The following is a 24,738-nucleotide window of genomic DNA, read 5'->3' on the forward strand; positions in this document are numbered from 1 at the left end:
CATGACCGCGGCAAAACTGAACATCGTCCCCTTCGTCAGCGTCGATCGCATGATGAAGCTGGTGATCGCAATCGGCGTCGAGCGCTTCCTGACCGAGCTCGCCAGCTACATCGAGGAAGACTTTCGTCGCTGGGATCTTTTCGACAAGACGCCTCGCATCGCCTCGCACAGCCATGACGGGGTCATCGAGCTGATGCCGACAAGCGATGGGCGCCTCTATGGCTTCAAATACGTCAACGGCCATCCCAAGAACATGCGCCAGGGCCTGCAGACGGTCACCGCCTTCGGCGTGCTCGCCGATGTCGGCAGCGGCTACCCGATGCTGCTCACCGAAATGACCATCCTGACCGCGCTGCGCACCGCCGCGACATCGGCCGTTGCGGCCAAGTATCTGGCGCCGAGCGGTGCTCGCACCATGGCCATTATCGGCAATGGCGCACAGTCGGAGTTCCAGGCGATCGCCTTCAAGGCGCTGACCGGCGTCGATCGGCTCAGGCTCTACGACATCGACAGATCCGCGTCGCTGAAATGCGCGAAGAACCTGGCTGGCATGGGATTCGACATCACGATCTGCGAAACAGGGCAGGAAGCGGTTGAAGGCGCCGGGATCATCACGACCGTTACCGCCGACAAGCAGAACGCCACCATTCTCACCGACAACATGGTCGGCGCCGGCGTCCACATCAACGCCGTCGGTGGCGACTGCCCGGGCAAGACCGAACTGCACAGGGACATCTTGCTGCGTTCCGACATTTTCGTCGAGTTTCCGCCGCAGACACGCATCGAGGGCGAAATCCAGCAGCTGGATCCCGACCACCCGGTGACCGAGCTCTGGCAAGTGATCGCCGCCAAGACCCAAGGCCGCCGCGAAGCCAAGCAGATCACGCTGTTCGATTCAGTCGGCTTCGCCATCGAGGATTTTTCGGCCCTGCGCTATGTGCGCGACCAACTGCAAGCGACCGGCCTCTATGAGGAGCTCGACCTGCTCGCCGATCCCGACGAGCCACGCGACCTCTTCGGAATGCTGCTGAGGGCGGCCGTGCAAACGGCAGCGTGAGGACCTCGACCAAAACGAGCCCGTGGTTTTCTGGATGCCTGCTTTCGGGCGGACGTAAAGCCGACGTCGACGACCGAATGAGGCGCAAAGCTGCCGCGTCCTGGCAAATCTAGCATTCCCAATGCGGGGAACAACATAACGCTTTTGGTCACCCATCTCGCGTGGCCGAGAGGTTGGCCACAAGCCGGGCCACCGAGGTAACTTCGGCAAACACGCCAGTCCCGCCGGCGTGGAAATGCCCATACGGTCTCCTTCGACCAATATGAATCATAAGCCGTCCATCAAGGAATCCTGAATCCATTGAAACGCGACTGGTTTTAGCCCGGTGGCGCGGCAGCCACAGGCTGGACATTTCAGCCCACATGGAAAATGATCATGTTGCCGTGCACAATACTGCAGTGCTCTGATCTCGACGAAAGCCTGAGCGTAGAAGCGGATCAACCGACCCCCCGGGTCTAGCGAGCGAGGACGCAGATGGACACCCCAGGGAACGGGCAATTGCATCGCGACGCGGGCGGGCGACCCCGTCGATCGGCCGGCTGGCTTGCCCGCGCCGCCCTGTCGGCGGCATTCCTGCTCGGCATGGCTTTCAGCGGTACTGCGTTTGCGCAGGAGCAGCAGCTACCCCTGGTGACGGCGGCCAAGCCGGTGGTCCGTGAAATCGTCGAAGACGACGAGTTCGTCGGGCGCTTCGAAGCCGTCGACCAGGTCGCCATCCGTTCGCGCGTCAGCGGCTATCTGGACAAGGTCAGCTTCCAGGACGGCGCACTGGTCAACAAGGGCGACCTGCTCTTCACCATCGACCAGCGTCCGTACCAGGCGGCCTATGATGCCGCCAAATCGCAAGTGGACGTCGCCAAGTCACTGCTCGAATTCTCCAAGATGCAGCTCGATCGCGCCGACGAACTTGCCAAGACCGGCAATATCTCAACCGCGACGGTCGACGACCGCCGGCGGGAATACCTTTCGGCGCAGGCGCAGATGCAGGGCGCGACGGCGGCGCTGACGACGGCCAGCCTGAACATGGAATTCACCGAGATCAAGGCGCCCTTGTCCGGCCGCATCGACCGCCGGCTGGTGTCGGTCGGCAACCTCGTGCAGCCGGATTCCACCTTGCTGACCACCATCGTTACGCGCGATCCGATCGACTTCTATTTCGACGTCGATGAGCGCCTGTATTTCAGCTACGCCCGCGACGCGAAGGCGCGTGGCGGCACCATGCAGGAAGGCGCCGGCGGGCTCGATGTGGAGGTTCGTGTCGCCGACCGCGCGGAGGCGGTATTCAAAGGCAAGCTCGATTTTGCCGAGAACCGGATCGACAATGCGACCGGCACTATGCGGGTGCGTGCGACGTTTCCCAACGCCGACGGCATTCTCCAGCCAGGCATGTTCGGGCGCATCAATGTGCCGGGGTCGCTGCCGCATGGCGGCGTGCTGGTGCCCGACGAGGCGATCAGCGCCGATCAGGATCGCCGCATCGTGCTCCTGGTGGATGAGGCCGGGATGGTGTCTGCGAAACCTGTGCGCACCGGCCCGCTTCTCGACGGCTACCGGGTGATCCGCTCGGGCCTGACCGGCGGCGAGACGATCATCGTCAACGGGCTGATGCACGCCAGGCCCGGCACCAAGGTGAAGGTCGAGATGGTGACGTTGCCGCCCAAGGCCGAGACCGCCGGGTTGCAGCAATGAGGTTCGCACATTTCTTCGTCGACCGCCCAATCTTCGCGTCGGTCGTTTCGATCGTCCTGCTGATCCTCGGCGGAATTGCCTATACCCAGCTGCCGGTCGCGCAGTATCCCGAGATCGCGCCGCCGACCATCGTCGTACGCGCGCAGTATCCGGGCGCCGACGCCGAGACGGTCGCTGCGACCGTGGCAACGCCGATCGAGCAGGAGATCAACGGCGTCGAGGGTATGCTCTACATGTCGTCCTATTCGTCGGGCGACGGGGCGATGGCGCTGACCATCACCTTCAAGCTGGGCACCGATCTCGACAAGGCGCAGGTGCTGGTGCAGAATCGCGTGTCGGTCGCCGAGCCGCGTCTGCCCGAAGAAGTCCGCCGCCTCGGCATCACCACCACCAAGAGTTCGCCCGACCTGATGATGGTCGTGCACATGCTGTCGCCCGACAATACCTACGACCAGCTCTACGTCTCGAACTACGCCCGCTCGCGGGTGCGCGACATACTGCTCAGACTGGATGGCGTCGGCGACCTCATCATCTTCGGCGAACGCGAATATTCGCTGCGCATCTGGCTCGATCCGGAAAAACTGTCCGCCCTGGGGATGACCTCGGGCGATGTAGTGCAGGCGCTGCGCGACCAGAACGTCCAGGTGTCGGGCGGCTCGATCGGCGCGCCGCCGACCAACACCGGCACGGCGTTCCAGTACACGGTCACCACGCAAGGCCGCTTCAACGATGCACGCGATTTCCGGTACGTGATCGTCAAATCGACCGACGACGGCCGCCTGATCTCGCTGCAGGACGTGGCGCGCATCGAGCTCGGCGCCAAGGACTACGTCACCAACTCCTATCTCAACGGCAAACCGGCGGTGGCGCTCGCCATCTTCCAGCGGCCGGGCACCAATGCGCTCGCCGCGGCCGCGGAGATCCAGGACAAGATGAAGGAGCTTTCCCGCGACTTCCCGAAGGGGTTGAGCTACGACATCGTCTACAATCCGACCGAGTTCGTCGCCGAGTCGATCCAGGAGGTCTACAAGACGATCCTCGAGGCGATGCTGCTGGTCATCATCGTCATCATCGTCTTCCTGCAATCGTGGCGCATGGCGATCGTGCCGATCGTGGCGATCCCCGTGTCGCTGATCGGCACGCTGGCGGTGCTTTACGCCGCCGGCTTCTCGCTCAACATGCTGACGCTGTTCGGCCTCGTTCTGGCGATCGGCATCGTCGTCGACGATGCGATCGTCGTGGTCGAGAACGTCGAGCGCAACATCGCCGGTGGGCTGGCGCCCAATCCGGCGTCGCACCTGACCATGAACGAAGTCGGAACGGCCATCATCGCGATCTCGCTGGTGCTGATAGCCGTGTTCGTACCGACAGCCTTCATCCCCGGCATTTCCGGGCAGTTCTACCTGCAGTTTGCGATCACCATCGCGGTGTCGACGGCGATCTCGGCATTCAATTCGCTGACGCTTTCGCCGGCGCTGGCCGCACTGCTGTTCAAGCCGCACCACACCGCAGCGGCGCCGCCGCGCTTTTTCCTGGCGCGGTTCGGACGGGCGCTCGCCGACGGCTTCAACCGCGGCTTCGACAGGGTCGCCCATTGGTATTCGAGCATCATCCGCGTGCTGGTCGGATCGTGGATAGCGATCGCCGCCATGCTGGCTGTTTTCGCGGCTCTCATCTACGCCACGGTCTACATGGTGCAGACGGTGCCGCGCGGTTTCATTCCGTCGCTCGACCAGGGCTATGCGATCGTCGTCGTCCAGTTGCCGGATGGCTCCTCGCTGTCGAGGACCGATGCGGTCATCCAGCAGGCGTCGCAGATCATCCAGAAAACGCCGGGCGTCGACTACGCCGTCGCCTTCGCCGGCTTCTCCGGCGCGACCTTCACCAACGCCAGCAACGCGGGCGTGATCTTCGCCAGGTTCAAGCCATTTGACGAGCGATTGAAAGCCGGCCAGTCGGCGACCCAGGTCATCGGCAATCTGTTCGGCAGCCTGCAAAGCATCAAGGAAGCCTTCATCATCGCACTGCCGCCGCCGCCGATCCGCGGTGTCGGCAATGCCGGCGGCTTCAAGCTGCAGATCCAGGAGCGCAACAGCGCCGACATGCGGCAGATCCTGGCGCTTGCCTACGAAATCGCCGGCAAGGCCAACAAGACGCCGGGGCTGACGGGCGTGTTCACCACCTTCTCGGCGTCGAGCCCGCAATTCTTCCTGGCGATCGATCGCGACAAGGCGCGCATCCTGAACGTGCCGATCCCCAACATCTTCGAGACGCTGTCGATCAATCTGGGGACCGCCTACGTCAACGACTTCAATGCTTTCGGGCGCGTCTACCAGGTGCGGGCGCAGGCCGACCAGGCGTTCCGCCTCGATCGCGCCGACATCTTGAAACTGAAGGTGCGCTCGGCGACTGGCGCGCTGGTTCCGCTCGGCACGTTGATCGAGATCCGCGACGTCACCGGCCCGGCGCTGGTCCAGCGCTACAACATGTACGTCTCGGTGCCGCTGCAGGGCAACGCCGCGCCCGGCGTTTCCACGGGCGACGCGCTGGCATCGATGGAAAAGATCACCGCCGCGACGCTGCCGGCCGGTACCTCCTATGAATGGACCGAGCTCGCCTACCAGGAGCGCAACACCGGCAATGCCGCTGTCTATATCTTCGGACTGTCGGTGCTGTTCGTGTTCCTGGCGCTGGCGGCGCAATATGAAAGCTGGGTGCTGCCGTTCGCCATTGTGCTGGTGGTGCCGCTCGGCGTGCTCGCGGCGTTGCTCGGCGTGTCCTTCCGAGGGCTGGACAACAACATCCTCGTGCAGATCGGCCTCATCGTGCTGATCGGGCTTGCCGCCAAGAACGCGATCCTGATCGTCGAATTCGCGCGGCAGGCGCAGGAACGCGGCCTGTCGGCCGCCGAGGCTGCCGTCGAAGCCTGCCGGCTCAGGTTGCGGCCGATCCTGATGACCGCCTTCGCGTTCATCCTCGGCGTCGTGCCGCTGATGATCGCAACAGGCCCGGGCGCGGAAATGCGCCAGTCGCTCGGCACCGCCGTGTTCTCCGGCATGCTCGGCGTCACCTTCGTCGGCCTGTTCCTGACGCCGGTGTTCTACGTCACGCTCAGGTCGCTGTTTTCACGGCGCAAGCCCCGCGCCGAGGCAGAGCCTTCGGGCCCGGCAGAGGTGCCATCGGAGACGGCCGCCGAGTAGGGTTAGGAATTCGCCGCGTCGGGCGCGGCTTATCCCGCCAGGAAATCGGCGCGATGCGCTGCACACGACCCCACCAAACGGTCAAAAATCAGCCACTTACGCGGTCGTTTTGGTGGGCCCGGCGGGTCATCGTTTTCTACAGGAAGTCAATACGTTAGCGGCTGGTTCGCCAATCCATTTCCTTCGTATTCTCTCGTATGGTCTGGCGAACCTCTCAAACCGCCCGCTGTTGGCAGGACAGCTGGCAGCTGTTCCGGGGACCAGGAATGAGCCGCTCATTGTGCCGCAGCCCCACATTCCTTGACATCGGGTATTTATCCGAAATTATGTAGGAAAGAAGGATCGCAAGCATGACGGGAATCGCGCTGTCGGGCGTATCAAAGCACTTTGGCGCTGTCGAAGTGATCCGCGACGTGAGCCTGGACATTGAGCCAGGAGAGCTGGTCGTGTTTCTCGGTCCGTCCGGTTCCGGCAAGACGACGCTGCTCCGGATGATCGCCGGCCTCGAAAGCATTGACCAGGGGACGCTGACGATCGACGGGGTGCGCTCGGAGAACCTTGCGCCTGGCAGGCGCAACGTTGCCATGGTCTTCCAGAACTATGCGCTTTACCCACATATGACCGTCGCGGAGAACATGGCCTTTGGGCTGAGGAACATTCGGGTCGCGCCGGATGTCATACGCCAGCGGATCGCCGAGGCTGCGCGTATCCTGGAGATCGAAGCGCTGCTTCACCGGCGGCCGTCGCAACTCTCCGGCGGGCAGCGCCAGCGCGTGGCCATCGGGCGTGCGATCGTCAAGGAGCCCAAGGCATTCCTGTTCGACGAGCCACTCTCCAATCTGGACGCAGCGCTTCGGGCTCGTACACGCGTCGAGCTTGCCGAACTGCATCAGCGTTTGAAATCGACGATGATCTACGTCACCCACGACCAGGTGGAAGCGATGACGCTCGCCGACCGCATTGTGATCCTCAACGATTGCCGGATAGAGCAGATGGGAAGACCCGTCGATGTCTATGCACGTCCGGCGTCGCGCTTCGTCGCGACCTTCGTCGGGTCGCCGGCGATGAACATCCTGCCTGTCACGGTTTCGGGCTCGGGCGACAGGCTCAATGCGCGCTTAACCGATGGATCGCTCGTCGAACTTCCCGGCGCGCCAATCGACATGGATTGGCGCGAACTCGGAGTGCGGCCGGAATCGCTGACTGTCGTCGCCGAGGGCAATGAAGCATTCGCCACGGCGACCGTTGTCGAGCGCCTTGGCGAGCGAACGCTCGTCTATGCGCGGCTCGCGGATGGGACGCAGGTGACGGCACAGGATCGCGGGCTTTCGAGCGTCAAACCGGGCGACGCCGTTCGGCTGAAGTTCGACACCACGGCCCTGCATCTCTTCGCCGCGGACGGATCGGCCTGGCACGCACGCGCCGACGGAGCCTGAACCCGCCGAGCGGGTCGTGCCCTCCGGCATTGCGGTGCACCTGCCGGGGCTCTAGCCCTTGATACCTGCCGAGAGCGTTATAGCCTCGGTCACCCGGCGCTGGAAGAAGAGGTAGGCCAGTGCCACCGGCAGGCCGGCCAGTACGGCTGCCGACAGCTGGCGCGCGTAGTAGACACCGAAGGCGTCGTTGACCTGCGTAATGCCGACCGTGATGGTCATCATCTCGGTGCGGGTCACCGAGAGGAACGGCCACAAGAACGCGTTCCACGTCCAGATGAAGCAGACGATCGACAGCGCGGTGGTTACCCCCCAGTTCATAGGCATGTAGATCTTGAAGAGGATCCCGAATTCGGACGCATTGTCCATGACCGCGGCCTCGCGGAAGTCCTTCGGGACCTGATCGAAAAACTGCTTGTACACGATGATGATGACGGGGTGGATAAGCTGCGGCAACATGATTCCGGCCCAGCTGTTGAGCAGGCCGAGGTTGGCGACCAGCACGAAGTGATTGATGATCAGCGCCGAAGTCGGCACCATAAAGGAGGCAAGGATCAGCCACCAAAGCGCGATCCGCCCCGGGAACCGCAACTGCGAGATTGCGTAGCCGCACAGCATCGAGATGAAGATGGTGATGACCGTTACGCCGACCGCGACCGCCACTGAATTGACGTACCAGGCGCCTATCTGCGTGGTGGCCAGGGCGCTGACGTAGTTCTCCAGCGTCGGCGTCTCGGGCCAGAGTTCGATGTAGGGCCGCACGACCTCGTCGTCCGGTTTGAGCGATGAGATCACACCCCAGTAGAGCGGGAACGCCCATAGGATGGCCCAGACGAGCGTCAGTGCGGTGATGATCCCGCCCCAGAAGTTCCAGCGTTGAGCAGCCACGGCGTTCATCGGCGCCGCCTTTCGGCGAACCGGAGCAGTTGGAATTGCAGGACCGAGACGACCACCACAAGCACGAAGAGGGTCACGGCGACGGCTGCCGCCCTGCCTCCCTGGTTCTGCTGGAAGGCCTTCTGGAAGACGTAGTAGACGAGCACCATATTGTCGTTCGGCCGGCCGCCGATCGAGAACAGATAGACTTGGTCGAAGATCTTAAGCTGCAGGATGAGCTGGATGGTGAACACCAGCGAGGTGATCGGCCACAGCAGCGGCCATGTGATGCGCCGGAACGTGGTCCATCGCGTCGAGTTGTCGAGCGCCGCGGCTTCGTAGATTTCCACTGGTATGGACCGCAGTCCGGCGAGGAAGAGGAGGATCGAGAAGCCTGCGGTCCACCAGATCGTCACCCCGGCCACAGCCGGCAAGAACCAGACGCGCGACTTGAAGACCGGCACGCGCGGGATTCCGAGCCAGTCCAGCACATGCATCGCGATCCCGAACTGGAAATTCAGCGTCCAGTCCCAGATCAGATAGACGACGGACACCGGCAGGATGTAGGGCAGGAAGAACAGCGCCAGCACGATCGACTGGAAGCGGCCCTTGAGCCGCGACACGCCTAGCGCGATCAACAGGGCGATGAGTGTCCCTGGGACGACCGTCATCAGCACGAAATAAGCGGTGTTCCAGAGCGCGCGCCGGAACATCGGGTCGTTGTCGAGCCGCAGGTAGTTGTCGAGACCAACCCATCGACCAGCGCCGATCAGCGGCGCATCGGTGAAGGAGATGCGGAACATCTGGACCGTCGGATAGACGAACGCCAGCAGATAGATCGCCAGGAAGGGAGCGACCAGCACCAGCGCGACAAGACGTTCAGTGCGGGAGTTGCGAAGCATGGCTCTTCCTCGAACACGGCTGGGGCCGCCCTGGGCGGGGCGGCCCCAGCCTTGAGCCTTACATGCTGTTCAACTCTTCCTTGATGGATTTCACCGCCTCGCCGGGGTCCATCTCTCCATTGAGGGTCGGCACAAAATAATTTGACATGATGTCGAAGATCGGCCCGGCGACACCAGCCTTGGGCGACTTCGGATCGAAGATCATGTTGGCCGTCAGCGTCGAGTAGGTCGCATTGGGCTCCATTGCCTTGTATTCACCGGTTTCGGTGACTGGCTTGTAGGCCGGGATGTGCCCTGCCGTGGCCCAGAACAGCGAGTGCTTGTCCATCCAGGAGATCACCTCGAGAACGGCAGCACGCTTTTCCGGGCTGATTTCCTTGCCCTTGTTCTTCGGGATTGCGAATGAATGGCTGTCCGCATAGGTGCATGGCTTGTCGAAGATCACCGGGATCTCGACGGCGCCCCAGTCGAACAGCTTGCCTTGCTTGGCGAGGTCGGTCATCGTGGGAACTTCCCAGACGCCGTTGATCATCATCGCGGCCTTGCCCGAGGTGAACAGGGCGACGGTCGCGGGATAGTCCGTATAGGTCGACTGCAGCCCGGCCTTCGTCCACCCTTGCAGGACCGCTAACGCTTTCGCCAGCTTTTGAGGATTGTCGCCGGCGAGGAACTCGTTGCCCGTCAGAAGCTCGCCGCCTTGCTGGCACACCAGCGAATAAATGGTGCGGTACATGAAGTTGCCGTCGGCGGTGACGCTGCCCAGCGGGAACTCGACGCCGGCATCCTTCAACTTCTGCAGTGTCGCGGTGAATTCCTCCTTGTTTCTCATACCCACGGGACGGCCGTCGTCGCCGAGCACGCCTGCCTTCTTCAGGAGGACGCGATTGTAGTACAGGACGATCGGATGGGTATCGAGCGGCACCGCGTATTGCTTGCCGTCGACCGTCACGGCGCCCATCGTCGTCTGGGCGAAGTCCGAGGCCGAGAGGCCCATCTTGCTCATATCGTCGGCGGTGATTTCTTCGAGAATGTCCTGGCTCACCGCCAAGGGGATGCGGCTGGCATGATAGGTCATGACGTCAGGCGCCTCACCGACCGCGGCCGAGGTCTGCACCTTCGCGTAGAAGGGCGTGCCCCACTCCAGCGTCGTGGCGTCGATCTTGATCTTGCCAGCGTGGGCGGCGTTGAAGTCGGAGATCATCTGCTTCATGCGCACGCCGTCACCGCCGCCGAGGAAATCCCACCATGCGACGGTTTCTTCGGCCTGGGCCGCGACGGCCCAAAATCCTCCGGCCGCAACCACCGCTAGGGCCATCATCTTGCGAAAGTTCATCTCAGCTTCCTCCCGAGTACGGCGGTTAGATCCGCCTTGAACGTTTCAATGCTACACCAAACCACTTCGCCTGCAACGGATTTTACGGTATATATCTGATACTCGGATATTAACTCAAAGTGTCACGCGCACCATCGAGTAGGAGTGCGGCGGCAAGTTCAGCGTCATTCCCTTGCCGCTGAGCGCTGCCCCATTGCCTTTGACCGGTGATACGTTGTCCGGCGCGTCCTTCGTGTTGCAGGCCTCGAGATCGTCATGACGGATGATCGTATGCTCGATGGACTTGGCGGCGAACCGCTCTAGGGCGACGTCGGCCTCTATCGTCTCGGACCCATGCCGGTTGATTGCGAAGAAGGTCAGCGTGCCGGCGTTCGAATTATGCACGCCCGCAATGTCGAGCCATGGCACCTTGTCGGCAGCGGCCGCGTCATAGGTAGGCACCTCGACCGCGAGCTGCAGCGCGGTGCCGCGGCCGTGCTTGGAGGCCAGCATAAAAGGCCAGTAGATCGTCTGCCGCCAGGCGCTGCCGCCGGGATCGGTCATGATCGGCGCGATAACGTTCACCAGCTGCGCAATGCAGGCGATGCGAACAATATCCGACCGTCGAATGAAGGTGTTGATGATGCAGCCGACCTGCAGCACGTCCTCGAAATTGTAGATGTCTTCCAGAAGCCTGGGCGCTTCCGGCCAGTCCCAGTCGCGCATACGCTCGGCGTCCCGCTTGCGCTGATGGTACCAGACGTTCCACTCGTCGAAGGAGATCTTCACCTCCCGCTTCGAGCGGGTCTTGGCCTTCACGTAGTCGATGATGCCGGAGACCGTGCCAATGTAGCGGTCGAGTTTCGCAGGAAGAGCGAGATATTCGGCCGTATTCTTCTCGTAGTTTTCGAAATACATGTGGAGAGAGATGTAGTCGACCTGCTCGTAGGTCGCTTCCAACACGGTTGCTTCCCACTGCGGATAGGTCGGCATATTGGAATGCGACGAGCCGCAGACGACCAGTTCCACCGTTGGGTCGAGGCCGCGCAACGCCTTGGCCGTCTCGTTGGCCAGATGGCCGTATTCTTCCGCCGACTTGTGGCCGACCTGCCAGGGACCGTCCATTTCATTGCCGAGACACCAGAGGCGGCAGTTCCAGGGCTGCGCGCGTCCGTTCTTGGCCCTGAGGTCGGACCAGTAGCTGCCGCTCGGGTGGTTGACGTATTCAACGAACGCCCGCGCCTCGTCGAGGCCGCGGGAACCGAGATTGACCGCAAGCATCATCTCGGTGCCGGCCTTTTCGGCCCAGTCGGCGAATTCGTGGATTCCAACCAGGTTCGGCTCCGTGGTGCGCCAGGCAAGATCCAGCCGCCGCGGGCGGTTCTCCTTTGGGCCTATGCCGTCTTCCCAATTGTAGGCGGACACGAAGTTGCCGCCCGGGTAACGGCAGATCGGCGTGTCGAGCGCACGCACCAACTCGATCACGTCCTTGCGCATCCCCTCTGCGTCCGCTTGCGGATGTCCGGGCTCGTAGATGCCCGTGTAGACCGCCCGACCAAGATGCTCGAGGAACGAGCCGTAAAGACGTTTGTCGATATCCGCGACGGCATAGGCCGCGTTCGCCGTGACTCTGGCCTTCATGATCCCTCCCACTGCGGATTATCAATCCGACTTTCCGGTCTATATCCGGGTCGCGGGTCAGTTAAGGGCGGAGTTCGTTCGCCCGTCAAGGGCCTAATACGCTCTCAAGCCTTCAGCAGGCGCAGAACGATGTCGTTGCTGTAATTGCCGAAGCCGCTACCGAAGATGTTTATGCCGCCGGGGTGACGCGCATCTTCCTTCACGCCGATTCGTATCCGGATCGAGCGGTGCCGCTCAAGCTCCAGATCAGCCAGCGAGCATTTGGAAACCTTGTTGTTGTTGCGATAGGTGCCGTTGTTCGTGACGCGCCAGTGTGTGAGGTCGCCATATTGCGATCCGGCCAGCTTCCACCAGCCGGGCGTATGCTTGCCGCGCTTGTCGCCATAGTCGGCTGGGGCCGTCCAGGTATCTATCTCGTGTCCGTTGATCGCTACCGTGATGTCCGATGGCCAATCCTTCGATGTGCCCGGGACCTCAGACGAAAGCTCCATCGCTAGTTCCAATCCGCCGACTTTGGCATTGGCAAGCGTCGCATTGTTGGGAAACTGGTATTCGACGAAGCCGCGCGTGAACCACAGCAGCCCTGCCCGCATACGGTCAGGATCGAGGAAGGTGTCGGGCACATCGAGAAGTCCGATGACGCCGTCTTTTGAACACAGGCCGCAGGGAGCGGAAACTTCGCATCTCGTATAGAGTCCAAGCGGCATCGCCACTTCTATGACGCCGAGATCCTGCGCCGGCGGGCGGTCCTTAAAGACGACAACCAACTCGGAGAAGGTCGAATAGCAAACCTTCTGGCTTCCCTTGCGCGCCTTCTGTGATTTCGTCTCGATCAAACCGACATCGACAAGAACCTGGATGTTTGCGGAAATCGTTGATTGCGGAAGACCCAGTTCTTCGGCCACTTGATTGACGTTTTTCGGCCCCTTGCGGTGCAGCAGATCGAGAATCCGGACCCGGACCTCGCTCGCGAGGCTCTTCAACAAGTCAAGCCGCTCAAGCGGATCGACAACCATGATTTCATTCGACATATGGCCCCGCAGTCGTCACACGGGGTTATGTATCAGCAGATCAGATACAAATAAAGACGGTGGCGTTATGAATTGAACCTCCTGGCCGTCAGCATGCCCATGCACTTGGCAAAAGCGTCGCGGAACTTCTCATGCGCCGTTTGAAGGGTGAAATGCGCGCCCCAGAACGGCCCGTCTTGCCGACAGAGATCATTGAGCGCGGATCCGTCGGTCTGATCAGGATGAGCGCTAGGTCCTCATGCTCAGCGGATCAAGACTTTCCCAGACCCATGTTTGAGCGGGGTTGGATGAAGCGCGCACAGCGCGCACTCGATATGTCAATCCCTTGACGCCCTTAGCCCTCAGCAGCCCACCGTAAGGCAACAAAATCAAAGTGATGCGCGGAGGCTCGCCGCCTCCCACTTGGCCAACACGAGGAAGAAAATGGCCATAAAGCATTGATAAATAACGACGATGGTGGGCCCGGAGGGGCGTCGTTTTCCACGGAAAATCAATATGTTAGAGGATGGTTCGCCAACCCATTCCCTTCGTATTCTCTCGTATGGTCTGGCGAACCCAAGGTCGAGCAGCAGGACTAGTTTTAATGCAAGCGGTAAGTCTGTCTTGTCTCACAAAGTGTCGATGGACGCATGTTGACCAGGGATTTTGCGGACGTCATAGACGACTGAGGGGTCACAAGCCCACACTCGACCTTCTCATGGCGCTTGGTTAAATGCATCAGCGATTGAGCACAATGCAGATAGATAGATATCTGTTTCATTGCCGAGGTTTTCTGTGAGCGAGCAATATCGATTCCCCTGGCGGGAGCGCATGACGATCCTCGGCGATGTGGAGGCGGCATCCTTCCTTCCGTGGATTGAGCGTCATGCCGCCAAGCTCGGGCTCGCGCAGGCCATATGGGTTGCCGGTCCCGATCGCATCGAACTCGACATTGCCGGTCCGGCCGAACTCATCGACATGATGGAGATGGGATGCTCGCTTGGACCAATCGATGTCTGGGTCGAGGCCATCCATCGGGCGCCGATCGAGAGCGAATCGGGCTAGTTTCCGGCCTGCGGCTTCTGCCTGCCAAGGTGCCATGCACCTTTTTTGGGCATTATTGCCCGTGAGGAAATGTTGTGCAAACGTGACCCGCCTATTAGCATATGCTTGACCGCGAAGCTGCGCTCAGGAAGATGCTGGTGTTGTTTGAAAGTTGATGTATGCCGCCTTATCCGACCGGCTCATGGATACCTGTTGCCCTCTCCGCGGACTTGCCGGCGGGAACCGTAATGCCCGCGCAGTCCCCGGCTGGGCCGGTTGCGCTTTGGCGAAGCCGTTCGGGCCGAGCATCGGCGTTTGCGGACAGATGCCCCCATCGCGGCATGCGCCTTTCCCACGGCTTTGTACGCGGTGAGACCCTGTCCTGCATCTATCACGGCTGGGGCTATGCTCAGGAGGGAAATTGCCTGCGCATTCCCGCTCATCCGGCGCTGACTCCGCCGGACACGATTCGCGTTGCAACGCAGCATGTCGAGGATGGCGACGGTGTCATCTGGATTTCCGCCGGCGAAGCCGCTGCCCCTCCGCCGCGGCTCGACGGCGTTGCCCCGCTGCGTTCCATGATGGTGGAAGCGAACGTCGCGGCGCTGGAGGCGGCCGCGGGCGCGAAGGCCGCGGGAGGCCTGCTCGACCATAGCAACCATGGCCTGACGCTTCGGCTGCTGCTTGCGCCCGATGGGGAAGCCCGGACGCTTATGCATGTTCTGGTGGGCGAGGACGCCAATCCGACCGAACGGATCGCCGCGTCGAGGGCCGCCGAAACGCTGCGGCGGGCGGCCGAGAGAATTCGGAGCGGTGGGGCCGTCCAATGACCCGCAACGCGATGATCGACGAATGGTATCCCGTCGGCCTTGCGAGCCAGCTCGACGCGCATGGGCGCGGCACGGCCCTGATGGGCGAGCCCATCGAGGTGAGACGCGGCGAAGACGGAACCGCCAAGGTCACAGGCCGCAACGGACGTGTCCTCCCAACCTGCATCCGCTATGGCCATGTCTGGTCATCGCTCGGCGATCCGAAAAAGCCGCTGTTTGCGATCCCCGAGGCCGATCAGCCTGGCCGCCGGCTCGTCGATGTCGGCGTGGTTCGCGTGCGCTGTTCGCCATTGCGCGCGGTGGAGAACTTCCTGGACATTGCGCATTTTCCATTCGTCCACACCGACATATTGGGCTCCGAACCGCACACGGAGGTCCAGAACTACAAGGTCGAAATCCGCGAGGACGAAGACGAGGTTTGGGCTACCCAGGTGAAGTTCTACCAGCCGCAGGCCGCGAAGTCGGCGGAGGGCGGCATAACGACGGAGTACATGTATCGCGTGCCCGCGCCGACATGCTCGATCCTCTACAAGACCTGCCCGCCGCGTCCCGGCGAATGGGACGTCATTACGCTTTTCGTGCAGCCACTTGCCGAAGACCTGTGTGACGTGTGGCCCTGGATGGCGCTGTTCGACGACGAGACGCCGATGACGGACCTGATCCATTTCCAGCAGACGATCTTCGTGCAGGACCGGTCGATCCTCGAAAACCAGATCCCGAGGTTGCTGCCGCTCGACCCCGGCATGGAGATTCCCACGCGAGCCGACCTGACTTCGGTTGCCTACCGGCGCTGGCTGAAGCGCCATGGTTACACCTACGGCGCGCAACTGGTGGCGCAATGAAGCTCTACGACTACGTGCTGTCGCCGAGCTGTTACAAGGTGCGCCTGATGGCGGCGCTGGCTGGGGTGAAGCTCAGCATTCGGCCCGTCGACTTCCATCCCGGTGCCGAGCATCGCGGTCCGGAACTCATGGCGCTCAACCCGGCGGGTTCGATCCCGATCCTTGAGGACGGCGACCTCGTCCTGACCGAATCCTCGGCCATGCTTGTCTACCTCGCTACAAAGGCGGCACCGCAATGGCTGGGCAACGATACGGCCGTGCAAGCGGCGCGTGTCCAACAATGGCTTTCGTTCTCGCATCGACTGACAGCAAGCCTGGGGGCGGCGCGCCTGCACGAGATGCTGCTGCGCCCGGGCAACATCGATGCCCTTAAGGGACAGGGGACGGCAGCCCTGCGGGAATTGGAAGCTGGTCTCGTAGAACAGAGTATCCGCGGCCAGCGCTTCCTCGCATCGGACCGGCCGACGGTCGCGGACATCGCCTGTTTCCCCTATGTGGCGCTGGCGCCGGACGGCGGGGTCTCGCTCAATCCTTATCCCGCGATCCGTCTATGGTCGCGGGCCATCCGCGGTCTCGACGGCTTCATCGAGATGCCTGGCATCCACCGGCTGCATGAGCTCAAACCCGAGCCCGTCCCAGAAGTAGGCGAGGCCTGAAATGGCGGGTTATCTGTTGAAGAACTGTGCCGCGGTCATCGTGGACGATGGCGACGGTCCGCGCGTCCGCCGCAACGTCGATGTGTTGACCGACGGCCCGGCTGTACGGGCCATCGGCGAAGCCCTGGATAAGGGTGAGTTGCCTGTGGGGACCGTCACGCAGGACGCCGCCGGTTGGTTCGTCTATCCCGGCCTCGTCAACACCCATCACCACTTCTTTCAGTGCTTCGTGCGCAACCGCGCCGATCTGGACTGGACGAAGCTGTCGGTCATCGAATGGCTCGACCGCATCTATCCCATGTTCTCACGGCTGACCGAGGAGTGCTTCTATCACTCATCGGTCACGGCAATGGCGGAATTGATAAAGCACGGCTGCACGACGGCATTCGATCATCAATACTGCTTTCCGCGGCATGCCGGCAAAAGGCTGATCGACCGACAGTTCGAGGCGGCCGAACTGCTCGGCATGCGCTTCCATGCCGGACGTGGCGGCAACACGCTGCCGAAATCGGAAGGCTCGACCATCCCCGACGCCATGCTGGAAACGACGGACGAGTTCATCGCCGACTGCGCCCGGCTAATCGACACCTACCATGATGACGGTAAGTTCAGCATGCGTCAGGTCGTGGTCGCGCCCTGCCAGCCGGTCAACTGCTATCGCGAGACATTCGTGGAATCGGTAGCGCTGGCGCGCGACCGCAAGGTGCGCATGCACACCCATGTCGGCGAAGGCGAAAGTCCGGTCATGCAAGCCCGCCACGGCCTGCGCACGGTGGATTATTGCGCGGAGATCGGTTTCTCCGGGACGGATGCCTTCTATGCCCATTGCTGGGAACTGACCCACGACGAACTGCGCAAGATGGCCGCCACCGGCACCGGCGTGGCGCACTGCCCGGAGCCGGTCTATCTCGTCGGCGCCGAAATCACCGACATACCGGCGATGTCGGCCCTCGGGCTGAGTGTAGGACTGGGTTGCGACGGCGCCGCCTCGAATGACAATTCCAACCTGATGCACTGCATCCATTCAGCCTACATGCTGCAATGCCTTGCGGCGTCGACACGCGACCACCCGGTTCCGCCGCCGGTCGATTTCCTCGGCTATGCGACGACAGGTGGCGCGGCGCTGCTCGGGCGCGGCGACATCGGCAGGCTGTCGCCCGGCATGGCCGCCGACCTGTTCGCCATCGACACGCGGCGCATGGACTATGTCGGCACGCGGCATGATCCGCTGAGCCTGCTGGCCAAGGTGGGCATCGGCACGCCGACCGACATGACGATGATCAACGGCTGCATCGTCTGGGCCAAGGGAGAATTCCCCGGGCTCGACGAGGCAAGGCTGTTCGCGCAAGCCGAGGCGGCGCTCGCCACCGTGGAATTCTAGCAACCAAAACCAAAAGCAAGGGGAACCGACATGCTGACAAATCTTACCCGCAGAACCTTGATGAAGGGCGCCGCCGCTACCGGGCTCGTCGCCGCGGTGGGCAGCCGCGTGCTCGCCGCCGACGGACCGCTGGGCATCGTGCTGGTGGTCCCCTCGCCGGTCGGCGACGTCGGCTGGGGCCGTGCGCTGGCCGACGGGCTCGAGCCGGTCAAGGCCGCCTATGGCGACAAGGTGAAGGTCACCATCCTCGAAAACATTCAGGAAGGCCCCGACGCCGACCGCATCATGAACAAGGCGGTCGCGGACGGGAACAAGGTCCTCATCGCCGGCTCCTTCGGCTATCAGAACGGCGCCCTGCAGATCGCGCGCCGCAATCCCGATGTCACCGTGCTGCACGCGTCCGGTTTCGAGGTGGCGCCAAACTTCTCACCCTTCGCGGCACAATATTCCCAGGGCACCTATCTGATGGGCATGGCGGCGGCCTCGCTTTCGAAGACGGGCAAGCTCGGCTCGGTGTCGGCCTTCGCCATCCCCGAGCTGATAACCTCCATCAACGCGTTCACGCTGGGTGCGCAGGCTGTGAAGCCCGATGTCGAGGTTTCCGTCGTATGGGTGAATTCCTGGTTCGACCCGGCCAAGGAGCAGGAAGCCGCCAAGGCGCTGCTGGCGCAGAAATGCGACGTCATCTTCTCCAACGCGCAGGACACGCCTTCCGTCGTCGCGGCTTGCGAAGAGGCAGGCATCCCCGCCTTCAACCTCAACTCGTCAATGAAGAAATACGCGCCCAAGACCTATCTCGGCTGCGTGGCGACCGATTGGTCGCCCTTCTTCAAAGCCTCGGTCGACGCCCACTTTGCTGGTACCTTCAAGGGCGCCAGCGCCTTCCTGGGGGTCGGCGACAAGGTCGTCGAGGTCGTCGACTGGAACCCGGGCATCCCGGCAGACATCATGACCAAGATCAAGGAAGTCGAAGCCAAGATCGCCGACGGCAGCTTCTCGCCCTTTGCCGGTCCGATCGCCAAGGCCGACGGCAGCGAAGGCGTCCCCGCCGGCAAGACTATGGCCGTAGCCGAGATCGTCGCCATGGACTGGCACGTCAAGGGCGTCACCACGCCGCTGCCCAAGTAACCATGACCGCCCCGCTCCTGTCGCTGCGCGGCATCTCCAAGAGCTACGGCCAGATCCATGCCAATCGCGACATCGATCTGGACGTGGCTCCGCGCTCTATCCACGCGATCCTCGGAGAGAACGGTGCGGGCAAATCGACGCTGATGAAGCTCATATACGGCGTCGAGCAGCCGGACGCCGGAACAGCGACCTGGAAAGGAGACCCCCTGGCGCTCGCGTCCCCGGCGGATGCGCGGCGCAAGGGGATCGGCATGGTCTTCCAGCATTTCTCGTTGTTCGAGACGCTGACGGTGGTGGAGAACGTCCGGCTGGTCGTGCCCGGGAGGAAATCGGACCTTGCGCAAGGCATCTGCAAGCTCGGCCGCGACTTCGGCCTGGAAGTCGATCCGCTCGCCCATGTGCACGCGCTCTCGGTTGGAGAGCGGCAGCGGGTGGAAATCATCCGCTGCCTGATGACCGAACCGCAGCTCCTGATCCTCGACGAACCGACCTCCGTCCTGCCGCCGCAATCGGTGGAGAAGCTTTTCGAGACATTGCGGCGGCTGCGCGACGGCGGCGTGTCCATCCTTTTCATCTCGCACAAGCTGGAGGAAATCCGTGCGGTCTGCGACCGCGCGACCATCCTGCGCGGCGGTCGCATCACCGGCAATGTGGATCCCCGCGACCACGACGCGCACGACCTCGCCCGCATGATGATCGGCCGCGACATGCCGCAGCCCATGCCGGCAGTCGCACATTCCGGCGGGGAAAAGCGCCTTGAAATCGTCGGCCTCGACCATCGACCCGACGATCCCTTCGCCGCGGCGCTTTCCGATGTCAGCCTGACGGTCCGGGCGGGCGAGATCCTCGGCATCGCCGGCATCTCGGGTAACGGGCAGAGCGAACTCGCCGCGCTGATCTCGGGCGAGACGATGCTGCCGCGCGAACAGTCACAGCGTATCTTCATCATGGGAAAGGATGTCGGCGCGCTCGATGCGGCTGCCCGCCGGCGGCTGGGCTTCGCCTTCGTTCCGGAGGAACGGCTGGGCCGTGGCGCGGTGCCCGAAATGTCGCTCGTCCTCAACAGCCTGCTGACCGCACATCCCTCCGGCCTCTTGAAACGCGGCCTCGTCGACACGGCCCGTGCGAAGGCCTTCACAGAAGACTGCGTGCGGCAGTACGACGTGCGTACACCGGGTCCCGAGGCCGAGGCGGGGGCGCTTTCGGGAGGCAATCTCCAGAAATTCATCGTGGGCCGCGAGATTATGCTGTCCCCTAAATTGCTGTTTGTGGCGCAGCCCACCTGGGGAGTGGACGTCGGCGCGGCATCCGCCATCCGCCAGCGCCTTGTCGCCCTGCGCAACGAAGGCATGGCCATTCTGGTCATCTCAGAGGAACTGGAGGAACTGTTCGAGCTTTGCGATGCGATCCAGGTGATCCATCAGGGTCGGCTGAGCGCGCCGCTAGTGACGCGCGACACCAAGCCCGAGGAGATCGGCCGTTACATGATCGGCGCGCATTCGACGGCCGAAAAGATCCCCGCATGAGCGCTTCGTTCCGACCCTCCCTTCCCGTGCTGATTCGACGTGAACACGCCTCGCCAGCAATCAAGCTGGCCGCACCGGCCGCGGCACTCGGCGCGGCGACGCTGCTCAATCTCGGGCTCTACCTCCTGATGGGCCGCGATCCGGTCGCCGTTTTCCAAGCGATGCTTCTTGAGCCCTTCCTGTCCTGGGCCTCGTTTTCGGAAGTCCTGCTCAAGATGGGGCCGCTGTTGCTGATTGCGCAGGGGCTTGCCATCGGCTTTCGCGCAAAGATCTTCAACATCGGCGCCGAGGGCCAGTTCATCCTCGGAGCGATCTTCGCGTCGGCCATTCCCATTTGGCTCCCGCAGGCAACAGGCCAGTGGATCTGGCCCGCCATGCTCGTCCTCGGCGCGCTGGGCGGCGCGCTTTGGGCCTCGCTCACGGCGTTCTGGCGCGTGCGGCTCAACGCAAACGAGATTCTCGTGTCGCTCATGCTGGCGCTCGTTGCGGCGCAACTTCTCAACTATCTGCTTCTTGGCCCCTGGAAGGACCCGGCCGGCTTCAACTTCCCGCAGTCGGTGATGTTCCAGTACGACGCGATGGTACCGATCCTGATCCCCGGCACCCGCGTCAACGTCTCGCTGCTTATCGCCTTCGCGTTCTCCCTCGCGGCCTGGGTCTTCATGCAAAGGAGTTTCGCTGGCTACAAGCTGCAGGTCGGCGGCCTTGCGCCGCGCGCGGCCGGATACGCCGGCTTCAACGAAGGACGCGCGATCTGGCTTTCGCTCCTCATCGGTGGCTTAGCGGCTGGCCTCGCCGGGGCTGCCGAGGTGGCCGGGCCGCTCGGCCAGTTGCAGCGCTCCATCTCGACCGGCTACGGCTACGCCGCCATCATCGTGGCCTATCTCGGTGGCCTTCACCCGATAGGCATCGTTTTTTCCGCGCTGCTCATGGCGGCCCTCTATATCGGCGGCGACAACGCCATGGTCTCGGCAAATCTGCCGATCGCCGCTGTCCGGGTCTTCCAGGGTAGCCTGCTGCTCGCCTATCTCGTCGCCATGGCCTTCGTCCGCTACCGGCTCGAATGGCGCCATGCCGCTCACGGAAGCACTCCATGAATGCCCTCGAGTTCATCGTCGCCGGAATGCTGGCGGCGGCCACGCCGTTCCTTTTGGCCGCGCTGGGCGAAATGGTGGCCGAGCGGGCCGGCGTCCTCAATCTCGGCGTGGAGGGAATGATGGCCATGGGAGCGGTCGTCGCCTTCATCATCGTCTATCACGGCGGCGGTCACCTCCTGGGTTTCCTCGCCGCGGGCCTCGCCAGCGCGGCTCTTTCCCTTGTCTTTGCCATCATCGCGCTGGGGTTCCGCGCCAACCAGGTCGCGGTGGGACTCGCTATAGGCATACTCGGCCAGGGCCTCTCGGCATTGTTCGGCAAGAGCTATGAGAGCCTTACGGTCAAGGGCCTACCGAAGCTTTCATTGCCCTGGCTTTCAGATATCCCGGTCATCGGCGGCCTGTTCGCTCAGGACGTCATCGTGTGGCTCTCGCTGGCCGCGACCGTCGCCATCTGGGCGATATTCGCCTACACCAAGACCGGCCTTGTCGTGCGCGCCGTCGGCGAGAATCCCAAGGCGGCCCATGCGCTGGGCTATCCGGTGATTGCCGTGCGCTTCGCCGCTGTCGCTTTCGGCGGCGCGTTTGCGGGTTTCGCCGGTGCCTACGCGGCCGTGGTTTACACGCCGCTCTGGGCCGACGGCATGATCGCCGGGCGCGGCTGGATCGCGATCGCGCTCGTGGTCTTCGGCACTTGGCTCACCAGCCGTATCTTCCTCGGCGCCTGCCTCTTCGGCGCCGTCTCCCTCGCAAGCCTCGCGGCCCAGGCGACCGGGCTCGACATTTCCTCGCAACTTCTGTCGAGCCTGCCTTATCTCGTGACAATCGTCGTGCTGGGCGTCATTTCCTCGAACCGGCGCCTGCTCAAGCTCAACGGCGTGGCTTCGCTGGGAGAGCCTTTCGAACACTGAGCAATTCCAATGCCGCTTGTGAGCAGGCCTCAGGGGCCAACATACTCGAAAGTGGATGAGCCTCAGAAGCTCAGGTCATTTGCCTGATAAGGTGGCGGCGAATGGCGTTGCTGCTCTTGGGCCACTTGGCTGCTCACCGACGGCAAAAACTGCGCTTGCCACGCTGACGATTGCGACATGGTCCTTTGCGGCCGCCCCCGCAGCGGCACTGTCGCCACGCAGGATCGCGGTGACTATGGCGTCATGCTCCTGCCAGGATTTGGCAAGGCGTCCGGCCAACCTGAACTGGGCACGCCGGAAAGGGGCAAGACGGCTGCGCGTCGTCGCTGTCAGCTCATAGATGTGCGTGCTGTGAGCGCCGCGATAGAGCCGGCTGTGAAACTCGGTGTTGAAATATTCATAGTCTTCCTCGGCGCCCAGCCGCACCAGCCGTGCCGAGGCCTCGTGCTCGGCCTCGAGCGCGCGGCGCTCGCTGACGGTCATGCGCTCGGCGCAGAAGCGCGCACATATGCCTTCAAGTTCAGCCATGCTTTCGAACATCGAGGTGAGATATTCCTGGGTGACGACGGCGACGATGGCGCCTCTGTTCGGTCGCCTTTCAACCAGACCCATGGCGCTTAGCTGTCCGAGCGCCTCGCGCACAGGGGTGCGCGACACCTCGAAGCGGGCGGCAAGCGAGGTTTCGTCGAGCTTTTCACCAGGGCGCAGTACGCCGGTGACGATGCGGTCGCCGATGGCCCTCACCATCTGATCAACGGTCGTTCCCAATCGGACCAAGCTGCGCTTTCCCGACACGCCTCCTCCAAGCCTCCGTTTTCATTTCCAGACCATGAACCGGCCGAACGAAAGTCCGCTTCCGAGTCGTACCCTGTATGCCTATGTTTTAATCTTCCTGTCAAATTGTCTGATTTCAAGGCAAAAAGTGCATGCAATTGCCTTTCGATTGTGCAATGCCAAAAGATATTATTACTGATTTTATTGGGTAAATTTTAATTTCTGGATTGGCATAGCAATTGCATGCACTTTCTTGAGAAGGCGTTAACCGACCCGGAAAAGGTCCTACAGGGGAGCATAAGAAATGACCGACCGATTCTTGCTTAGCCGCCGCCAGCTGCTCAAGACCTCCGCCGCCGGAGCGGCACTCGGGCTTGCGTTCGCGGCCTTTCCCGTCAGCAGGGCCTTTGCCGCCAGCGCCACCGTCGGCTTCATCTATGTCGGGCCGAAGGATGACTATGGTTACAACCAGGCGCATGCCGAAGGTGCGGCGACGCTGAAGGCCATCGAGGGCATTACCGTCGTGGAGGAGGAGAACGTACCGGAGACGGTCGACGTCCAGAAAACGATGGAATCGATGATCAATCTCGACGGCGCCTCGCTGATCTTCCCGACCTCTTTCGGCTACTTCGACCCCCACATGCTGGCCATGTGCGCGAAATTCCCCAACGCGCAGTTCCGCCATTGCGGCGGCATGTGGGACAAGGCGAAGCACCCGATGAATGCCGGCTCCTATTTCGGCTATATCGGCATGGGCCAGTATCTCAACGGCGTTGTCGCCGGCCACACCTCAAAGACCAAGAAGCTCGGCTTCGTCGCGGCCAAGCCCATTCCGCAGGTGCTGCTCAACATCAACTCCTTCCTGCTCGGCGCGCGCTCGGTCGATCCGACCATCACTTGCCAGGTCATCTTCACCGGCGAGTGGTCTCTGGCGGTTAAGGAAGCAGAAGCCACCAATGCGCTGGTCGACCAAGGCGCCGACGTCATCACTTGCCATGTCGACAGCCCGAAAGTGGTGGTCGAAACCGCCGCCGGGCGCGGCGCTTTCGTCTGCGGCTACCATGCCAACCAGAGCCCGCTGGCGCCCGAAAAGTATCTCACCGGCGCCGAGTGGAACTGGGCCAAGGTCTACAAGATGTTCGTCGACGATCTCGTCGCCGGCACGCCGCTGCCCAACTTCACGCGTGGCGGCCTTGCCGACGGCTTCGTCAAGATGAGCCCGCTAGGGCCCGCCGTCGGCGAAGCAGGCCGCAAGCAGTTCGACGCCACCCTGGCTGAAATGATGAAGGGCGGCTTCGCCGTCATCAAGGGACCGCTGAAGAGCAACAAGGGCGCCGTCGTCGCCACTGCGGGGCAGGCTTTCCCGGAGACAGCGATCGAGCTCGAAAGCATGGACTATCTGGTCGAGGGCGTCGTCGGCTCGACCGCCTGA

Annotated in this window: 20 protein-coding genes; 14 read left to right on the plus strand and 6 right to left on the minus strand. The window is 62.6% G+C overall.

Annotated elements, in window-relative coordinates; translation table 11 throughout:
- The first annotated feature begins 1 nt into the window (after window position 1).
- The 4 genes from EN804_RS19395 to EN804_RS19410 all read left to right on the plus strand — a co-directional run bounded on the left by EN804_RS19395 (window position 2) and on the right by EN804_RS19410 (window position 7,382).
- Window positions 2-1,057, plus strand: coding sequence for an ornithine cyclodeaminase (locus tag EN804_RS19395; RefSeq protein WP_135920842.1), 1,056 nt, complete (start codon window positions 2-4; stop codon window positions 1,055-1,057).
- A gap of 582 nt (window positions 1,058-1,639) precedes the next feature.
- On the plus strand, window positions 1,640-2,746 hold the full coding sequence (locus EN804_RS19400) for an efflux RND transporter periplasmic adaptor subunit (protein WP_246689222.1): 1,107 nt from the start codon (window positions 1,640-1,642) through the stop codon (window positions 2,744-2,746).
- Window positions 2,743-5,946 carry a multidrug efflux RND transporter permease subunit gene (locus EN804_RS19405; protein ID WP_135916375.1) on the plus strand — a complete coding sequence of 1,068 codons (3,204 nt, stop codon included), beginning with the start codon at window positions 2,743-2,745 and terminating at the stop codon, window positions 5,944-5,946. Before EN804_RS19400 ends, EN804_RS19405 begins: the two co-directional genes overlap by 4 nt.
- 350 nt (window positions 5,947-6,296) lie before the next feature.
- Window positions 6,297-7,382, plus strand: a complete 1,086-nt coding sequence (locus tag EN804_RS19410; RefSeq protein WP_135882383.1) for an ABC transporter ATP-binding protein — start codon at window positions 6,297-6,299, stop codon at window positions 7,380-7,382.
- 51 nt (window positions 7,383-7,433) lie between these two features.
- Here EN804_RS19410 and EN804_RS19415 read toward each other — a convergent pair whose 3' ends face one another.
- The 5 genes from EN804_RS19415 to EN804_RS19435 form a co-directional block, all read right to left on the minus strand.
- Window positions 7,434-8,276 (minus strand): carbohydrate ABC transporter permease, encoded by an 843-nt coding sequence (locus EN804_RS19415; protein ID WP_135920847.1) that lies wholly within the window; start codon window positions 8,274-8,276, stop codon window positions 7,434-7,436.
- On the minus strand, window positions 8,273-9,157 hold the full coding sequence (locus tag EN804_RS19420; protein WP_135920849.1) for a sugar ABC transporter permease: 885 nt from the start codon (window positions 9,155-9,157) through the stop codon (window positions 8,273-8,275). The genes EN804_RS19415 and EN804_RS19420 overlap by 4 nt, the downstream gene beginning before the upstream one ends.
- 58 nt (window positions 9,158-9,215) lie before the next feature.
- Complete coding sequence (locus EN804_RS19425; RefSeq protein WP_135867304.1) at window positions 9,216-10,490, minus strand: extracellular solute-binding protein; 1,275 nt, start codon at window positions 10,488-10,490, stop codon at window positions 9,216-9,218.
- Between the two features lie 114 nt (window positions 10,491-10,604).
- On the minus strand, window positions 10,605-12,110 hold the full coding sequence (locus tag EN804_RS19430) for an alpha-N-arabinofuranosidase (protein ID WP_135920851.1): 1,506 nt from the start codon (window positions 12,108-12,110) through the stop codon (window positions 10,605-10,607).
- A 104-nt stretch (window positions 12,111-12,214) separates the two neighbouring features.
- Window positions 12,215-13,141 (minus strand): transcriptional regulator, encoded by a 927-nt coding sequence (locus tag EN804_RS19435; protein WP_127276601.1) that lies wholly within the window; start codon window positions 13,139-13,141, stop codon window positions 12,215-12,217.
- Between the two features lie 810 nt (window positions 13,142-13,951).
- Here EN804_RS19435 and EN804_RS19445 point away from each other — a divergent pair.
- The 9 genes from EN804_RS19445 to EN804_RS19485 all read left to right on the plus strand — a co-directional run bounded on the left by EN804_RS19445 (window position 13,952) and on the right by EN804_RS19485 (window position 22,532).
- The gene (locus tag EN804_RS19445; RefSeq protein WP_135920853.1) at window positions 13,952-14,185 is read left to right on the plus strand and encodes an acylphosphatase; all 234 of its coding nucleotides are present in this window, start codon (window positions 13,952-13,954) and stop codon (window positions 14,183-14,185) included.
- Between the two features lie 158 nt (window positions 14,186-14,343).
- Entirely contained in the window at window positions 14,344-14,994 is a 651-nt protein-coding gene (locus EN804_RS19450; protein ID WP_135882369.1) for a Rieske (2Fe-2S) protein, read from the plus strand.
- Window positions 14,991-15,836 (plus strand): aromatic ring-hydroxylating dioxygenase subunit alpha, encoded by an 846-nt coding sequence (locus EN804_RS19455; protein ID WP_135920855.1) that lies wholly within the window; start codon window positions 14,991-14,993, stop codon window positions 15,834-15,836. Before EN804_RS19450 ends, EN804_RS19455 begins: the two co-directional genes overlap by 4 nt.
- The gene (locus EN804_RS19460) at window positions 15,833-16,492 is read left to right on the plus strand and encodes a glutathione S-transferase family protein (RefSeq protein WP_135920857.1); all 660 of its coding nucleotides are present in this window, start codon (window positions 15,833-15,835) and stop codon (window positions 16,490-16,492) included. Before EN804_RS19455 ends, EN804_RS19460 begins: the two co-directional genes overlap by 4 nt.
- 1 nt (window position 16,493) lies before the next feature.
- Window positions 16,494-17,873, plus strand: a complete 1,380-nt coding sequence (locus EN804_RS19465; RefSeq protein WP_135920859.1) for an amidohydrolase — start codon at window positions 16,494-16,496, stop codon at window positions 17,871-17,873.
- A gap of 33 nt (window positions 17,874-17,906) precedes the next feature.
- A complete protein-coding gene (locus tag EN804_RS19470; RefSeq protein ID WP_189343778.1) occupies window positions 17,907-19,001 on the plus strand; it encodes a BMP family ABC transporter substrate-binding protein in 1,095 nt (364 codons plus the stop codon).
- A 2-nt stretch (window positions 19,002-19,003) separates the two neighbouring features.
- Window positions 19,004-20,527: an ABC transporter ATP-binding protein gene (locus EN804_RS19475; protein WP_135920861.1), complete on the plus strand. Its 1,524-nt coding sequence runs from the start codon at window positions 19,004-19,006 to the stop codon at window positions 20,525-20,527.
- Window positions 20,524-21,624 carry an ABC transporter permease gene (locus EN804_RS19480; protein ID WP_127870088.1) on the plus strand — a complete coding sequence of 367 codons (1,101 nt, stop codon included), beginning with the start codon at window positions 20,524-20,526 and terminating at the stop codon, window positions 21,622-21,624. Before EN804_RS19475 ends, EN804_RS19480 begins: the two co-directional genes overlap by 4 nt.
- The gene (locus EN804_RS19485; protein WP_135920863.1) at window positions 21,621-22,532 is read left to right on the plus strand and encodes an ABC transporter permease; all 912 of its coding nucleotides are present in this window, start codon (window positions 21,621-21,623) and stop codon (window positions 22,530-22,532) included. Before EN804_RS19480 ends, EN804_RS19485 begins: the two co-directional genes overlap by 4 nt.
- Window positions 22,533-22,607: 75 nt before the next feature.
- Here the strand turns inward: EN804_RS19485 and EN804_RS19490 are convergent, their stop codons facing one another.
- Window positions 22,608-23,279 carry a GntR family transcriptional regulator gene (locus EN804_RS19490; protein WP_127278478.1) on the minus strand — a complete coding sequence of 224 codons (672 nt, stop codon included), beginning with the start codon at window positions 23,277-23,279 and terminating at the stop codon, window positions 22,608-22,610.
- Between the two features lie 331 nt (window positions 23,280-23,610).
- Here EN804_RS19490 and EN804_RS19495 point away from each other — a divergent pair, with 331 nt between their 5' ends.
- Window positions 23,611-24,738, plus strand: coding sequence for a BMP family ABC transporter substrate-binding protein (locus tag EN804_RS19495; RefSeq protein WP_135920865.1), 1,128 nt, complete (start codon window positions 23,611-23,613; stop codon window positions 24,736-24,738).

Origin of the sequence: Mesorhizobium sp. M8A.F.Ca.ET.161.01.1.1 (genome assembly GCF_004792105.1) — a bacterium.
Taxonomy (GTDB): Bacteria; Pseudomonadota; Alphaproteobacteria; order Rhizobiales; family Rhizobiaceae; genus Mesorhizobium.

Coding starts and splice junctions, on each gene's coding strand:
- EN804_RS19395 (WP_135920842.1), top strand. CDS start 2: ATGACCGCGGCAAAACTGAACATCGTCCCCTTCGTCAGCGTCGATCGC.
- EN804_RS19460 (WP_135920857.1), top strand. CDS start 15,833: ATGAAGCTCTACGACTACGTGCTGTCGCCGAGCTGTTACAAGGTGCGC.
- EN804_RS19405 (WP_135916375.1), top strand. CDS start 2,743: ATGAGGTTCGCACATTTCTTCGTCGACCGCCCAATCTTCGCGTCGGTC.
- EN804_RS19400 (WP_246689222.1), top strand. CDS start 1,640: ATGGCTTTCAGCGGTACTGCGTTTGCGCAGGAGCAGCAGCTACCCCTG.
- EN804_RS19430 (WP_135920851.1), bottom strand. CDS start 12,110: ATGAAGGCCAGAGTCACGGCGAACGCGGCCTATGCCGTCGCGGATATC.
- EN804_RS19415 (WP_135920847.1), bottom strand. CDS start 8,276: ATGAACGCCGTGGCTGCTCAACGCTGGAACTTCTGGGGCGGGATCATC.
- EN804_RS19475 (WP_135920861.1), top strand. CDS start 19,004: ATGACCGCCCCGCTCCTGTCGCTGCGCGGCATCTCCAAGAGCTACGGC.
- EN804_RS19425 (WP_135867304.1), bottom strand. CDS start 10,490: ATGAACTTTCGCAAGATGATGGCCCTAGCGGTGGTTGCGGCCGGAGGA.
- EN804_RS19410 (WP_135882383.1), top strand. CDS start 6,297: ATGACGGGAATCGCGCTGTCGGGCGTATCAAAGCACTTTGGCGCTGTC.
- EN804_RS19490 (WP_127278478.1), bottom strand. CDS start 23,279: ATGGTGAGGGCCATCGGCGACCGCATCGTCACCGGCGTACTGCGCCCT.
- EN804_RS19485 (WP_135920863.1), top strand. CDS start 21,621: ATGAATGCCCTCGAGTTCATCGTCGCCGGAATGCTGGCGGCGGCCACG.
- EN804_RS19445 (WP_135920853.1), top strand. CDS start 13,952: ATGACGATCCTCGGCGATGTGGAGGCGGCATCCTTCCTTCCGTGGATT.
- EN804_RS19420 (WP_135920849.1), bottom strand. CDS start 9,157: ATGCTTCGCAACTCCCGCACTGAACGTCTTGTCGCGCTGGTGCTGGTC.
- EN804_RS19455 (WP_135920855.1), top strand. CDS start 14,991: ATGACCCGCAACGCGATGATCGACGAATGGTATCCCGTCGGCCTTGCG.
- EN804_RS19480 (WP_127870088.1), top strand. CDS start 20,524: ATGAGCGCTTCGTTCCGACCCTCCCTTCCCGTGCTGATTCGACGTGAA.
- EN804_RS19435 (WP_127276601.1), bottom strand. CDS start 13,141: ATGTCGAATGAAATCATGGTTGTCGATCCGCTTGAGCGGCTTGACTTG.
- EN804_RS19450 (WP_135882369.1), top strand. CDS start 14,344: ATGCCGCCTTATCCGACCGGCTCATGGATACCTGTTGCCCTCTCCGCG.
- EN804_RS19465 (WP_135920859.1), top strand. CDS start 16,494: ATGGCGGGTTATCTGTTGAAGAACTGTGCCGCGGTCATCGTGGACGAT.
- EN804_RS19495 (WP_135920865.1), top strand. CDS start 23,611: ATGACCGACCGATTCTTGCTTAGCCGCCGCCAGCTGCTCAAGACCTCC.